Genomic DNA, 15,623 nt, shown 5'->3' on the forward strand with positions numbered 1-15,623 from the left:
ATGAACCATTAATATTCCCATATTTAAATTAAAAAATAAAATTAATATTTTCAAATTTAGTAAGGAATATAATAATATGAAAAATAATAATTCCTATGAAGATAAACTTAATGCAATAGTTAAATTAGAAAGTTATATATTTGAATATATAGATTTTTTTGTTTCAGTTTTATTAAATGAGGCTTCTAAAGAAAAAAAGTGATCTTATGATCAAAAACAAATACAAAAATTACTAAATGCTAGAGTTAATATTACAAGTATTAGTAATGATTTAATTATATTAGAAAAATCTAAATGTAGTATTATCACTAATATTAGAACTTTAGTAAATTATTTATATGATGTGTATGAACTTGTTTATTTTTCTTTTGAAATTTTAAACATATATAAAAGTAAAAATTTAACTAAAAAAAATAAAAGTAAAATAAATAAAATTAAAAATAATTTTGAGAAATTAAATATTATTTTTTGATTAAAATTTATGCGTAATTTATTAACACATAGTATTTTTATGTAAGGTTACAATTCAGAAAAAAAGCAAGTATCATATGAAAATTTAAAAACAAAATTAAATTTTGCAGTTAAAAATAATTTAATTATGTTATCTGAAAAACAGATTTTTAATAAAAACAAAATTATTAATCAACAACTAAAAAAAATGGATTATGATAATTTAATTATTAATAGTTTTATTCATTATTTTAAAATAGTTAATGATAATGAAAGAAGTACATGAATTTTAAATCTTATTAAAGAAGAAAAAATGGAAAAATATATTTCAATCAATCAAATAAATTCAAATCCTAATTATTTATGAATTTGAGTTGATACTAATTATAATTATTATGAATTTATTGATAATAGAAAAAATTATATATTTATTTTTGGATTTAATGTTATTAAAACATTAAAATTATTTGTAGAAGAAATTTGCAAAATTTTAAATCAAATTTTAACAGAATTAAAAGCTCCTAGACTAGTAATAAGTACTGAAAATTTTCAAATTAAATCTTTTTTTGAATCTATGAGAAAAGTTAAATAAATATTTAACTCATAATTGTAGAATTTCGCTAAAAGTACTATAATATAAATAAAGATAGTTTAATATCGTTATAATTTTAATGATGATATAAACTTTATATCTTTATTAAAATTATATATTAACTTTAAAGGTATAAAATATGAGAAAAACAATAAATATTTTAACAGTTGGTATTTTTTCACTAGCAACAAGTACCACTATTTTAACTAGTGTGAATCACTTTAATAGTAGCAAAAATGATTTACAAAAAGCAAACGCCACTACTAATCAAACATCATTATTTAATAATCAATATCAATATTTAAATAATAGTGACTGAATTACTAACCAATCAACAACCGATCATAAATTTTATAGTTATGATACTTCAGCATTAAAAAGTTATACTTTTACCAATGCTAGAAACGTCTTCTTAGTAGATACAACAGGTAACCTAGTTTATAATACCAAAGTTACTATTCCTAATGAAGATAAATTAAATATTGAAAATACAAAACAAGAAATGAACAGCCACAAAAAAGTAACATCACTTAAAAGCAATCCTAATTATTCTGATGCTTACAATTTTAGTGAATATCAACAAAATAATTTTATTGGTGACAATAATTGAACATATTTACAATTTGGTGGTCTTGAACAAAATATTGATATTTCTAACATTGCTGGTGCTTCTAAAATTGAAAATAATAACAATCTTAGTGAGAACTTAGGATTATATTACATTGCTGATGCTGCTATTAATAATAAAATTTCTTTAGCAATAGCTTATAATATTAGTCAACAATTCATTAATAAAAGCAGTTTAAACAAACTAATTAGTAACCAATTAACAAATAATATTATTAACTTAATTGTTGAAAATAATAACATCTTTAACTTTATTAAAAATTCACCCCTTTTCCTAAATATAAAAGATTATTCATTAAATTTTATTTTTGATAATGATAATAACTTAGTAGCAATTTACTATACAAAATGAAATGTCCAAAATATAAAACAAAGTATTAACTATCATTATAAAGAAGACTTTAGCAATATTAATAAAAATGATTGATCAAAAAATAGTGATCAACAAATCATTTTAAATTGAACTAAATATGCAAAAAATTGAGAACAATTTTCACAACTTTATCCTAAATTTAATTTTAATAATTCTAAACTATCAATTAATAATATGGGTACATATAAAGAAAATAATAATCTTACTGGTGATACTAATAATATTACTACTAATAAAAATATTAAATATGAACTACAAAATCCTTATAATGTTGTAGCAATTTCTGATCTTATTATTCAACTTCCAATTATTGAACTTTATGTATACCATGATGATAATAATATTTATTATCAATGAAATGCACGTGTTACTTCATCACCAAATTTAATTGCTGGTTGTAGTTTAGCAATTGATTTAGATAATATTAGTTTTCAATTTAAAAAATAATTAAATTTAATATATAAAAAATGGGAAATGTTTAGTAATCTGTGTAACTTACAAAAATAACTATGTTTAATTAATTCTAGTAAATATAATTAAATGACTAGAAAGAGTGAGTTACAGATGGCTAAAAAAGATAACTTTAATAATAATGATCCAATATCAAAAGCAGTAGATTTATTACTAGAAAATACTGAAGATTTAACAACAGTTTTTAAACCTGGCGGTTTATATAAAGAATTAACAAAAAGATTAGTTGAAAAAATGTTGAATTCTGAAATGCAAAATTATTTAGGATATGAAAAAAATCAACATAGTACTACTGAAAATGCTCGTAATGGTACAAGTTCAAAAAAATTAATAACTCAACAAGGTAAAATTGAAATTGATGTACCAAGAGATCGCAATAGTAATTTTACTCCTGTAATAGTTCCTAAAAGGCAAAGAAGATTTGATGGTTTTGATCAACAAGTTCTTTCCTTGTATGCAAAAGGAATGACATTATCTGACATTAGAATGCAGTTGCAAGAGTTATATCATGGTGCTGATATTAGTGAAAGTGTTATTAGTCAAATTACTGATGATGTTATTGATGATGTTAAAGCATGACAAAATCGACCATTAGAAAGTATTTATCCTATTGTTTATTTTGATTGTATAGTAGTTAAAGTACGACAAGATAAACGGATTATTAACAAATCAGTTTATATAGCATTAGGAGTTGATTTAGAAGGCAAAAAAGATGTTTTAGGATTATGAATTAGTGAAAATGAAGGTTCTAAGTTTTGATTATCTAATTTCACAGAAATGAAAAATCGTGGCTTAAATGATATTCTTATTGCTTGTAGTGATAATTTAACAGGCATGTCAGAAGCAATACAATCAGTTTATCCTAAAACAGAACATCAATTATGCATTGTTCATCAAATTAGAAATAGTTTAAAATATGTTTCATACAAACATCGAAAAGGTCTAGTTGCAGATTTAAAACCAATTTATAGTGCATGTAGTGAAGAACAAGCAATGCAAGCTTTAGAATCGTTTGAAAGTAAATGAAATAAACAATATCCTCAAATTACTAAATCTTGATATAAAAATTGAGATAATTTAATGGTTTTTATTAGTTATCCAGTAGAAATCAAAAGAGTGATTTATACTACAAATGCTATTGAATCTGTTAATAGTCAATTACGAAAAATCATCAGAAATAAAAAAGTTTTTCCTAATGATATGGCAGTTTTCAAAATATTTTACTTGGCAATTGAAAATATAACAAAAAAATGAACATTGCCTATTCAAAATTGAAATACAGCAATTGCTCATTTTATGATAAAATTTGAAGACAGAATTAATCTAAATTAGTAACTTTGTAAAACAAAGATACACAGATTATTAAAAAGCCTCAAAAAATGATGCCTTAATTAAGGCATTATTTTTACAATGAATGTTGTCTTACACTACTTTGATTAGATGCTGATGGTTGGTTTTCTGCCATTTGATTAGAATTATTAATTAAATATTCTTCGTGAATTTCTAAACACTCAACTTTAAGGTTTTCAATTATTTTTAAAAATTCTGGATTATTAGATGTTTTATATTTTCTAGCATTACGTCAATTATAATCTTGACCTGTGACATCTATTTTTTCTTTTACTTCATTAAGTTCTGACATAATTGACATTAATTGTTTAATATTAGGATTTGTTTTTGACTTCTCCTCGTTTAATTGTTGTTTAATATATTGTACTAGTCCAGCTGTTTGCATATAGGCAGGAGTTCCTACAGAATCTGAAATATCACCTAATATTTCTTTTTTAGTTTTATCAATTCTTCTTTCTACTTCAATTTTATTTTCAATTTCTTCTAATAAACCTTCAATTTCATTCATTAATTCTTTTTGATCTGTAATAATATTCATAATTTTTATCTTCCTTTTCACATATAATTTTAATTTAATAAAACCTAGTATAGTTAAATTACTATACTAGGTATGAACAATTATTAAATTATAAATACTATTATAACTATAAAATAAAAATTACGCAATCAACTATTATTTACTATTTTTAAATTTTCTAATTATTTTTTGATCTAATATCATAAATAATCATTATATATGTTCTTTTTCTATTCAAGTTAAAATATCTTCTAAAATAATATTAATATTGGGTTCATTTAAAATCGCATGATTACCTTCTTCATAAAAACTATAAGTTATCCCTTGTCTTCAACGTTTATTATTTTTTGCAATTTTATCAAAATCAGCAAATATATCTTTTGCAGATTGAACAATCAAAACCGGACATTTAGCACTATTAAGATTTTTTGGTACTTGTTTACTTAATTTTTGTGCTTGTAAGGAAAATAATAATGTAAATTTCATATTAGTCATTGCTCTAATTTTCCCTTTTTTAATATAATTAGAATTAATAGAAATTGTTTCCATATCAAAAGTAATAGGTAATGGATGATGTTTATAAAATAGAAATCCTCAAATTGCATGACAAACTAATGAAGGTTTTATTTTAAATATTTGTTTCTTAGTAACAAAATTAGTTAAAATTGCACCATCAATCATTTTTGGTAATCTTTTAATTGCTAATGCTGTTAATGCAGAACCTAATGATTCACCCATTAATAAAATTTTTTTATTAGGATAACGTTCATTCAAAACCGTTATAATATCTTTAATATCATTAATAGTTGTTCCTAAAGTATGATATTTTCATTTTTCATTTTCTCCTCAACCTCGTTGATCAAAACTTAAAAATGAAATACCATGTTTAGTAAAAAACTTAGCAGCTGTTTTAAAGTCTGTTAAAGAGGCACCCATACCATGAATACCAATAATAATATATTTACTATTATCAACAAATTTAAATTCAGTATGTAAAAAATAGTTATCCCTAGTGATGATTCCCTCGTTACTTCATTGTGGAAAATGACGATTCAGTTCTCAGTGATAATCAATATGGAAAATTTGATAAATTCTATATAAAATATAAAGTATTATTAACATAGCTAAAACTACGATAAGTATTGCTCATCAATAATGTTGCCAAAAATTATCCATAATAAATGATACCCTCCAATAATATATAAATACTTATTAATATTTTATCAAATTAATTTTATTTTTATTAAAACAAAACCTTAAATGGTTTTGTTTTAATAAAAATATTTATTTCTTAGTGACTTCAGCAATTAATTGACCAACCGTTACTTGTTCATCATCTTTTACTACTTGCTTTACAACATAACCTTCCATTGTTTCATTAGTGAAAACAATTGGTGTTGTTACTTTTTTACCTTTATTCTTAACTTCTTGTAAATTAGCAACTACCATTACTTCTGATTTTTTAATTGGTTTACCTTGTTCAACTTTAATATCAAAGCCCTTACCAGCTAATTCAACAGTATCAATACCAATATGAACTAAACATTCAATACCTGTATTTACATCTTTAATACCATAAGCATGTCCTGTATTAAATACTGTTGCTAATTTTCCATCAAATGGTGATACAAATTCAACTCCATCTTTACCTTTATATTCAGGAATAATAGCAAAACCAGTCCCTAACATTTTCTGAGCAAATACTGGATCTTCAACTTTACTAAGGTTAATAACTTTACCAGTAACTGGTGCATAAATTAATAAAGGTAATTGTTTTTTTTTCTTGAAAAACATATGTCGATTCTCCTCAAAATTATGTAAATTAGATGTTTATAATTTTAACATTAAATAATGTAACTTTAAAAATAAATAATATTTTTATTTTTTTGATAAAAATTTTTCTACTAATGATTTAACTTCTTCATTGGTTTCACATTGTAATGCTTTTGATGCTAATATTTCTGTATCCTTTTTATTTAAAGTACTAATAATTTTTCTAGTTTCTAAAATACTAGATGCAGACATTGAAAATTCATCTAGCCCTAGACCAACTAGTAGTGGAACAGCAATTTTATCACCAGCCATTTCACCACACATGGCAACAGGACGATTATATTTATGTCCACCATCAATTGTCATCTTAATCAAACGTAAAATTGATGGATGATATGGTTGATATAAATAAGACACTTTTTCTGACATACGATCAGCGGCTAAACTATATTGAATTAAATCATTAGTTCCAATTGAAAAGAAATCCGCATATTTAGCAAATATTTCTGCATTAACTGCTGCTGCTGGAATTTCAATCATCATTCCAACTTGAATATCATCACTAACTTTAACTTTTTCTTTAATTAATTCTTTTTTGCAAGTTTCATATAATGATTTAGCTGCTTTAAATTCTTCAACAGTAGCAATCATTGGAAACATAATAGCTAATTTACCAAAAGCTGAAGCACGAATTAAAGCACGTAACTGAGTTTTAAAAATATCTTTACGATCTAAACACAAACGAATGGCACGATAACCAAGGAAAGGATTCATTTCTTTTGGTAAATCTAAATATGATAATTCTTTATCACCACCAATATCTAAAGTTCTAATAACAACTTTATGTTTAGTAGCAGACAATACTTTTTTATATTCTTCAAATTGAATATCATCACTTGGAAAATCACTACTTTCCATATAAAGAAATTCACTTCTAAAAAGTCCTACTCCTTGTGCATCATATTCAATTGCTTTAATCATATCTTTAGGTGAACCAATATTTGCTTCTAACTTTACTTCATGATTATCACTGGTTTTAGTTAATTTACCTTTAAATACTAATAATTCTTTTTGTTCTTCAATTCATGCGTTTTGTTTAGCAACTCATTTATTTTTTTCACTACTATTTAAATCAATTTCAATTTCACCACTATTACCATCTAATACACAAAATTGATTATTTTTTACTTTTGTAGTAACATTTTTTAACCCAAGAACTGCTGGAATACCAAGACTACGAGCCATAATTGCTGCATGAGAAGTTCTACCACCAATATCACATAAAAATCCTTTAACAAACTTAGGATTCAATTGACTTGTTTCTGAAGGTGTTAGATCATGACTAACAATAATTGTTTCTTCTTTAATTGCACTTAAATCAATAGTTTTAATATTTAAAATTTTACGTAAAATTCGATCACGAACATCAATAAAATCAGCAGCACGTTCACGAAAATAATCATCATCCATTGCTTGCAATGTTGCAATTGCTTTATTAGCAGTACTTTCTAAAGCATTAGCAGCATTATATTTTTCTTCTTTAATTAACTTTTCAGTATCTTTAATTAATACTGGATCAGTTGTTACTAAAAAATGAGCTTCAAAAACAGCGGCTTTTTCTTCACCCAAAGTTTTTGTTGTATTTTGGATGAGTTGTTTAATTTCATCACCTGCTATTTTTAAGGCATCATGTAACTTTTTAACTTCTCCTTCTATTTCTTTTTCATTAATTTTTTTAGGATTAGTTTTGATAGTTTCATGTTTTAAGATTAATGCTTTGGCTAGAGCAATGCCATTACTAGCACCAATACCTTTCATTTTTAACATTATATATATTTCACTCCTTATAAAATATGTTTATTAATAGTCTACTAAATTATAATAAAAAAAATCAAATATTGTATAAAATATTTATTATAATTTAAACTTTTTATAAATAAAAATGATTTTAATATTTTTAAATATTTTTCATATTGGAATGGCAACCCTTTTTAGGACTATTTTTTGGTAGACATTTGTTTTTTAAATTCATCTGAATATGAGTTAATAGTGACCATAATTATAATTCCTTTCTTTTAACTAATTTGTTCACTTGTCTATGTAATTAGTGTCCAATAAAGTGTAACCCATCCAAAAGTTTTAAAAGTTGCTTCAGCAACAGCATTGTCATAAGGACATCCTTTTTTGCTTAAAGATCGAGTTATGTTGAAAGCTAATAAAAGCTTATCAATAGTTTTATTATTGAATTCATTACCGCGATCAGTATGAAATATTTCAATATCTTTTAAACAGTGATTTGATTGCATAAATGCTTGATATACTAATGATGCATCTTTTTTAACTCCAACACTATGTCCAATAAAGTGTAACCCATCCATACTTTTAATTTCATTAAAAGTAGGAATCTTTTCACTATATTAATATAATTAGATAGTTACGCATTGGATAAGAGAACGATCATGATTATGATTATTATTAGGAATAAGAGATTCTCTATCTGAGTTATTTATATCTTGCACATCATTTTCATCTCATTCATTAATATTATTAATATGACCATTTATTCTTCTAGTAAGAAAACTTCTTCCATCACTAGCAGTATTTCCATTTGCTTGATTTATTATATTTGGTAATTCAGATAATACTTCATCAATAATCTTTTGTTGTTCTTTTTGTTTATATTTTAATTTAAAAGCTGGTTTCATTTTATTTGTTAAATTATATAAATCAGAACTAGTTACACCAAGTGCTGATAATACCATTCCTAATTTTGGAAATGTTTCTTTAAATTGAATTCAAGCTTTTTTTCAATCTCCTTTATTTTGTGTAACATCTGCTGCATAAGTTTTAATAGCATTAGTAATGGCGCTAATAAAAAGAAAACTAACGATAAAGACTCCTAATTGACTTAATTTATTTTGATTTTTAACTCAATTTTTAAATGATTGTAGCAATGTATGATCATTATTTTGAGGGCAAAAATAATTTTTTACTGGTTCAAAAATTGTATTTAATGCATTTTTAATAAAATATTCATTAACAAATCTCATTACTGTAGCACGAACAATAGTTGAAATAATATTATTAATTGATACTATATCTTCTGTATAAGATTCTCATGTTAATGTTTCAGCAGTATAAGCAGAAGAAGCAGTAATAACTAAATGATTTATTAATAATGTTGTTAAAAAAAAGTTAGTATTGAATAAACTATTTTTTATAATTTCTTTAATAGAATAGTCTTCATTTTTTAAATCAGTTTTTGATAATTTACTTAATTCATTTAAAAGTTCTTTTAAAAAATCATTACTGATTTCTGCACGAATTAAAGAATTAAATTTTTCAAAAGTAAATTCATCATTAAAATCAATATTTTTTAATTCATCTTTAATATGATTTATTACATCATGTTTTTTGATAATTGTTGACAAATTAGTACACAAATTATCTAAGTTCGAATTAATTTTATTTAATTTTTCATATTCTTTAAATTCTAAATGTTTTTCTAATTTATTAATAATAATTTCGAATGGTAAATATTCATCTAATTCTTTTTTTGTGTTAATTGATTTGAAGGTAATAAATCAATAATACTTTTTAATCCAAATGGATAGTAAGATAAAAAATAAGATGTAAGTGTATCAACACCAGCCATAGCATAATTTTCAGGAATTTTTAATGATTCTCACATTCCTTTGCCTAATATTTCTAATTGTTCTATAAAAGTTTTACCTATTATAGACTTTTCTGATACTACAGCTATTGAAAAATATCTTTGTGCTACTCTAATTGAAATACCTGTTAATAATACAATTGGAGAAGATAAATATTCAATAGTTTTTCAACAACAATTATTTGAACTTATTTCACTTTCTTTTTTAATAAATTTTGGTAAATTTTCATAAATTTCTCCTAAATAATCAAAATATATTCTTGCTTTATTTTTATATTTTTGTTCATCACTATTTCAATATTGATTAATGTAATTGGTATAATAATGAATTCTTAAATTAATATTTGCAAGTTCTGCAATAATTTTTTTAGTTTTAGTAATAACTATTTCATTATTATTTTCTACTCCCACCACTAAAGATTCCATATTTTGATTTCTTATACTGGCACTATTACCATTTATTGGACACATTTGTCTTTGCTTCTTTCCTTTTTAAACTTATATTAATAACACGTTTTCTCTATTATGTATAATTAAAATTTTATTGCATAAAGATTGAGAAAAGTTTCCAAAGATTTTTTAAACATATTTTAAAATTAACATAATATTTTCATTTTCTTTTTAAAGAAATATAGGTTTTATTTTGAAATTTTAATATTTATGTTAAATGTTCTATTTATATGTTTCTATATTAATTCAATTTGCTTATATTTCTTGATTTTATTCCAATATCTCTTTTTAAGAGAACTATTTAAATTAAAACTAAAAGTTCATAATATATATTTTTTATATATAAGAAATTATTGTTTTACTTACAAAGAATAATTGAATCAACTAAATTTCATTTTTTCTATCAATATGTAAAAGAAAAACCCCATAAATAATATATTGTAATTTCATTAAATAAAAAATAAGAATATATAACTAGATTTATTTTAAAATAACAATATATTTTTCCTTTAAGACATTACAAAAAAACATAAAAAAACTACTTAGTAAAAATAAAAAATAATACTAGTAGGCTAATAACCAATAATTTTGTGTGTCTTAAATTTATTATAAAACCGCAACTTTGAAAATCAATAAAATTTTATTAATTTTATTATTAAAATATCATTTTAAATAAAAAAATTAGCACCCTTATTATGGTGCTAATTTAATAATATTTTTATAATATTTTATTATCTTGATTTTTTGTTCATAGTAAAGCTAATGAAATAATAGCAGCAGTAATACAACCATAAAAGTAATAAAATACATAATCTCAGTTTTCATTACCAATACCAGCAATTACTACTTTTGAAAAAAGAGCATCACCAAGAAAATAACCAGATAATCCTGTAAATCCTGAAGCAGTAGCAGCTGCTTTCTTATTTGTTAGTTCAATAGCAGTAGCACCAATCATTGCTTGTGGCATATAAACACCAAAACCAGCAATAATTAAAGCAGTAATAAGCATAGGCATATTACCACGAGGAGCAACTTGCAATAAAACCAGTCCACAAAGTGCAATTAATAATCCAAATATCATTAATGGTGCTTTACGATTATTAAAAAATCACTTAGCAAAATATGCTGCAGAAATACCACCAAATAAACCAGATAATTCAAAACAGGCAGCAAATCATTTACTATGTTTTAAATCTAAACCATGAACATCTTTCATTAAAATTAATGTTCATCCTGCCAGTCCTTGTCGTACAACATATACTCAAATATTAGCAAATGCTAATATTCATAAAAATTTATTTTTTAAAATATACTTTACAAAAATTTCTTTTCAATTAAGTTCTGCTTTTTCTTCTTTATGTTCTAGAACACCTTTTCATTTTTCAACAGTAGGTAACCCTTCTGCTTCGGGGCGATCACGTAATCCTCATAAACATAATGGAATCATAGCTAAAGCAAAAATACTAGGAATTCAAAAATATAAACCATAAATTGTTCCACCCGGATCAAGTACTGTTACTAAAGAAATAACAACAACTGGTAATAAAGCAGCACCAATATTTTGTCCTGAGTTTCAAATTCCAATACGTCCTGAACGTTCTTTATCAGTAAATCAATGAGAAAATAGTCTAGCTGTAGCTGGTCAACCCATACCTTGGAAAACAGCCAACATCGCAATCAAACTCAACATCATTACAAATGGGCCAACACTAATTTTAGTTCCAGCAAAAGCAACTACACCACCCATAATAATATTTAAAATAGAAGAAACAAATAATCCAACAATCATGATTACTCTTCCTGAACTACGGTCAGCGACATTTCCAACAATAAATTTAGCACCACCATAAACAACCGCAAAAATTGTTCCCATTAAAGCATACTCCATTTTAGTTATGCTACCATTGCTTTCTAAAGCAGAACCCGCTACTGTATACGCTTGACGAGTAAAGTAGTAAAGAATATATGATAAAATGCTAAAACCAAAAACTTGATTACGCAAAATAATAAATTTTTTATTAACTTGCTTTAAGTCTTCACTAAAAATTTCTTTTTTTGCAGGTGGCTTAAAAACACATGCAAGTCTATTAAAAACAGACATTTTTTACTCTCCTTCTAAAAGGATGCATAAATTATAGTAACCCAAATAACCTGCTCTTAAAAACTTAATATAAACATACTTTAACACATAGGTTTTTACAATTTTTGTTTTTGTGGAAAAATAAATAATATTAAAAATTAAAAAATAACTCTCTACCAAACTATTTTTTTGAAATACCATAAATAAATATTAACTCTACACCTTTTAAAATTCATTTACATCTATTTATTAAACAGTTTTATAAAATATACTAATAATTTATTTATCCCCTTCTCAAATTGTTTAGTCCTAACCTATATATTTCAGATTATAACAGATATATTCTAAAATTGAAAAGATATTTCTTTAATTTTAAACAAAATAATTTACAATTTTCTTATAAATTTATTCTAAAAAAATTATAAATATTTATATAGTAATAACTAAAATTAAAAAAAATATTTTATCGTTTAATGTTTTAAAAATTAAAACTAATGATAAAATTAAACCATAAAATAAATTAAAAGAAAAGGTAGTGAACACATGCATAATGAAAGCAAAATACAACATATTAATTCTATAAAAGAAGTTGAGCAACTTTTACAATCAAAAAAAATAACAGTAATTGATTTTTCAGCAGAATGATGTGGTCCTTGTAAAATGTTAGGGCCAAGATTTGAAAATGTTGCTAATGACGAAAAACACAAAAATATTAATTTTATTAAAGTTGATGTTGACAAAGCTAAAGAACTAGCAAAAGAGTATGAAATCCAATCAATTCCAACATTAATTTATTTTAATAAAGAAGGAAAAGAAGTTAAAAAAACTTTTGGTTTAGTTTCTGAAAAAGATATGACTAATATTATCGAAGAAATGGGAAAATAAGGTATTTATAATGGCTATTAAATTAATTGTTCTTGATCTAGATGGAACTTTACTAAAAAGTAGATGAAAAATTCATCCTAAAAATCTAATTGCAATTCAAAAAGCATATCAAAAAAATATTAAAGTTATTATTGCAACAGGAAGAGCACCAAGTTCAACCATTGATATTGCAAAAGCATGTTTAATGCACGAAAAAACCGGTCATATTATTTGTTATAATGGTGGTAACATCCTTGATATTACTAATGATAATAGATTAGATATATTATATGAAAAATCATTAACAAAAGAGCAAATACAAACAATAGTTAAATTTGCTAATAAAAATAATTTAGCAATGTGAGGATATAGTACCGATAATAAAACAGGCTTAATTAATCGCAGATCACTAAAAGTTAAAATTATGGAAAATTTTAATAACCTACCAACTAAACAAATTGATGAGAATACCGATGAGGGTATGTATAAAATTTTATTATTTTGTAAAAAGAAAAAACAAGTTAATCCAATTTTAGAACAATTAAATACTATAAAAGATTTAGAACTTGCTACTTCTTCTCATAGTGTTATCGAAATTAATCCAATTGGTATTAATAAAGCTGCTGCTGTACAATTTTTATGCAAAAAATGAAATATTACTCCTGACCAAGTACTAGCTTGTGGTGATGGTATGAATGATTATAAATTAATAAAGTGGGCTAAATATGGTATTGCAATGCAAAATGCTCATCCTAATTTAAAAGAAATAGCATATGATGTTACTAGTAAAAATACTTGTGGTGGTGTTGCAAAAGCTATCGATAAATATGTATTTCCTAAATCAGAGTTTGAATAAATAATAGTTTAATTTTCTAATATAGTTTATTATCAAATATAACTTTAAAAATGCTGGTAATTGTCCAGCATTTTTAATTCAATATCCTTTATACTTAACTAAATATTTTTATTTTTAATTTTTCTTAATTAAACTTATTTATTTAACTGTTAAACACATCAATTATTTCATTGTAGAAATAAAAGACACATCGTTTATATCTATATTAGAAGTTAAAGTTTTAGTTCCTCCACTAGCACTTTCTTCTATTTGTATATCTAAGTAAACATTATGATCATCATGTCAAATATTAATTCAAATAGCTAAAGTTGCCCAATATAAAAATACACTATCATGACTATAAACTTTAAATTGAATAGTTATAGTTTCCGTAATATTTTTTGTTGCAACACTCATATTACTTTTTTTATCTGTCCCTCCTGGTGTTACTGCAGAAATAAAAGAATTATTATCAAAAGTAATAGTAGAAAAAATATTAGTAAAATCAGTTCAATTATTAGCATACTTCGTTCAATCATTAAATATAATTTTAGTATCACTTGTATATCCATTATTAGAAGAAGTACCGTTATAACTATCACTATATTTATAATTTAAATTTTTAGTAACTGGATCAGCATTTCATTTGTTATAATAAATTTCAATTAAATTATTATCTTTATCAAAAATATAGTTTAATGAATAGTTTTTGTCGCTAATATTAAATGGTAGATTATAAATAAAATTATAAATATCTTTATTATCAATAATTAAATCAATAATTTTAGTAACTAATTCATTATTAATTTGTTCTTTTAAACTACTTTGACTAATAAAATAATTAGCTAATTGTTGAGCAATCGTTCTATCAATTTTATTAGATAATGTTGCTTTAGCAATATAATATAGACCCAATGTTTCACTTAAATTATCACTATGTTCAACTTTATCAGCACCTGCTTGTTGTGAAATATCAATGTGTTTTTCAATTCCACCTTGCTGAATTAACTTTCAATCTTGATTATCACCACTAAAATAAGAAGTACTATATTTACTTTTACTATATGGATTATATGTATCTTTAATAGTAGTTACTTTTTTAGTATTATTCATTTCTTGTTTAGTATTTTCAATATCTGATTTATCTTTATCAGGAACAATGACTTTGGTATTATAAACTAGATTACCTGTTGTATCTACTAAAAAAGTATTTTGAGCATTGGCAAAAGTATAATTTTTTAATGCTGAAGTATCATAACTGTAAAACTTATAATCAGTTATTGATTGGTTAGTAATTCAATCACTAGTATCTAAAACATTTCATTGATTATTAAATAATGAATTTGTAGAATTCTTTATTGATGATTTATTTGTTAAGCTACTGTTATTAACAATATTATCATTAATACTATTAATAACAGTATTACTTGTTAAAGTTAATGTTGTTAATGTACTTAATGTCATTAGTAATTGTTTCATTCATATACCTACCTTTTAAATAATACAATTTTAATAATTAGATATCTTTTTATATATACTCATTAAAATTATAACGATATTGAACTTAT

Annotated in this window: 14 protein-coding genes and 1 pseudogene; 6 read left to right on the plus strand and 9 right to left on the minus strand. The window is 23.6% G+C overall.

The annotated features are described in order from the left end of the window. Positions 1-76 precede the first annotated feature (76 nt). The 4 genes from AAHM95_RS01865 to AAHM95_RS01880 all read left to right on the plus strand — a co-directional run bounded on the left by AAHM95_RS01865 (position 77) and on the right by AAHM95_RS01880 (position 3,845). Entirely contained in the window at positions 77-517 is a 441-nt protein-coding gene (locus AAHM95_RS01865; protein WP_342273960.1) for a hypothetical protein, read from the plus strand. Positions 518-598: 81 nt separating this feature from the next. Beyond that, positions 599-1,042 carry a hypothetical protein gene (locus tag AAHM95_RS01870; protein WP_338975413.1) on the plus strand — a complete coding sequence of 148 codons (444 nt, stop codon included), beginning with the start codon at positions 599-601 and terminating at the stop codon, positions 1,040-1,042. A gap of 139 nt (positions 1,043-1,181) precedes the next feature. After that, positions 1,182-2,489, plus strand: a complete 1,308-nt coding sequence (locus AAHM95_RS01875) for a hypothetical protein (protein ID WP_339042881.1) — start codon at positions 1,182-1,184, stop codon at positions 2,487-2,489. Between the two features lie 117 nt (positions 2,490-2,606). Further along, positions 2,607-3,845 carry an IS256 family transposase gene (locus AAHM95_RS01880; RefSeq protein WP_281749630.1) on the plus strand — a complete coding sequence of 413 codons (1,239 nt, stop codon included), beginning with the start codon at positions 2,607-2,609 and terminating at the stop codon, positions 3,843-3,845. Between the two features lie 73 nt (positions 3,846-3,918). Here AAHM95_RS01880 and AAHM95_RS01885 read toward each other — a convergent pair whose 3' ends face one another. The 8 genes and pseudogenes from AAHM95_RS01885 to AAHM95_RS01920 all read right to left on the minus strand — a co-directional run bounded on the left by AAHM95_RS01885 (position 3,919) and on the right by AAHM95_RS01920 (position 12,377). Further along, positions 3,919-4,401, minus strand: coding sequence for a hypothetical protein (locus AAHM95_RS01885; RefSeq protein ID WP_342273961.1), 483 nt, complete (start codon positions 4,399-4,401; stop codon positions 3,919-3,921). A gap of 192 nt (positions 4,402-4,593) precedes the next feature. Then, a complete protein-coding gene (locus AAHM95_RS01890; RefSeq protein WP_338975418.1) occupies positions 4,594-5,556 on the minus strand; it encodes an alpha/beta hydrolase in 963 nt (320 codons plus the stop codon). A 108-nt stretch (positions 5,557-5,664) separates the two neighbouring features. Then, complete coding sequence (locus AAHM95_RS01895) at positions 5,665-6,174, minus strand: PTS sugar transporter subunit IIA (RefSeq protein WP_342273962.1); 510 nt, start codon at positions 6,172-6,174, stop codon at positions 5,665-5,667. Between the two features lie 84 nt (positions 6,175-6,258). Continuing rightward, the gene (gene ptsP, locus AAHM95_RS01900; RefSeq protein ID WP_425289622.1) at positions 6,259-7,983 is read right to left on the minus strand and encodes a phosphoenolpyruvate--protein phosphotransferase; all 1,725 of its coding nucleotides are present in this window, start codon (positions 7,981-7,983) and stop codon (positions 6,259-6,261) included. Positions 7,984-8,288: 305 nt separating this feature from the next. Beyond that, positions 8,289-8,513, minus strand: a pseudogene (locus tag AAHM95_RS01905) (IS3 family transposase); the annotation flags it as partial. A 66-nt stretch (positions 8,514-8,579) separates the two neighbouring features. Then, positions 8,580-9,596 (minus strand): hypothetical protein, encoded by a 1,017-nt coding sequence (locus AAHM95_RS01910; protein ID WP_342273964.1) that lies wholly within the window; start codon positions 9,594-9,596, stop codon positions 8,580-8,582. A 101-nt stretch (positions 9,597-9,697) separates the two neighbouring features. Beyond that, positions 9,698-10,297 carry a hypothetical protein gene (locus AAHM95_RS01915; RefSeq protein ID WP_342273965.1) on the minus strand — a complete coding sequence of 200 codons (600 nt, stop codon included), beginning with the start codon at positions 10,295-10,297 and terminating at the stop codon, positions 9,698-9,700. A gap of 697 nt (positions 10,298-10,994) precedes the next feature. Then, a complete protein-coding gene (locus tag AAHM95_RS01920) occupies positions 10,995-12,377 on the minus strand; it encodes an MFS transporter (RefSeq protein WP_342273966.1) in 1,383 nt (460 codons plus the stop codon). A gap of 522 nt (positions 12,378-12,899) precedes the next feature. Here AAHM95_RS01920 and trxA point away from each other — a divergent pair. After that, positions 12,900-13,241 (plus strand): thioredoxin, encoded by a 342-nt coding sequence (trxA, locus tag AAHM95_RS01925; RefSeq protein WP_338962978.1) that lies wholly within the window; start codon positions 12,900-12,902, stop codon positions 13,239-13,241. Positions 13,242-13,251: 10 nt separating this feature from the next. Beyond that, the gene (locus tag AAHM95_RS01930) at positions 13,252-14,076 is read left to right on the plus strand and encodes an HAD family hydrolase (RefSeq protein WP_338975427.1); all 825 of its coding nucleotides are present in this window, start codon (positions 13,252-13,254) and stop codon (positions 14,074-14,076) included. A 162-nt stretch (positions 14,077-14,238) separates the two neighbouring features. Here the strand turns inward: AAHM95_RS01930 and AAHM95_RS01935 are convergent, their stop codons facing one another. Further along, positions 14,239-15,534 carry a hypothetical protein gene (locus AAHM95_RS01935; RefSeq protein WP_342273967.1) on the minus strand — a complete coding sequence of 432 codons (1,296 nt, stop codon included), beginning with the start codon at positions 15,532-15,534 and terminating at the stop codon, positions 14,239-14,241. Between the last annotated feature and the right edge of the window lie 89 nt (positions 15,535-15,623).

The sequence above is a fragment of the Spiroplasma endosymbiont of Phycita roborella genome (genome assembly GCF_964031195.1).
In the GTDB taxonomy this organism is placed as follows: domain Bacteria; phylum Bacillota_I; class Bacilli_A; order Mycoplasmatales; family VBWQ01; genus Spiroplasma_E; species Spiroplasma_E ixodetis_A.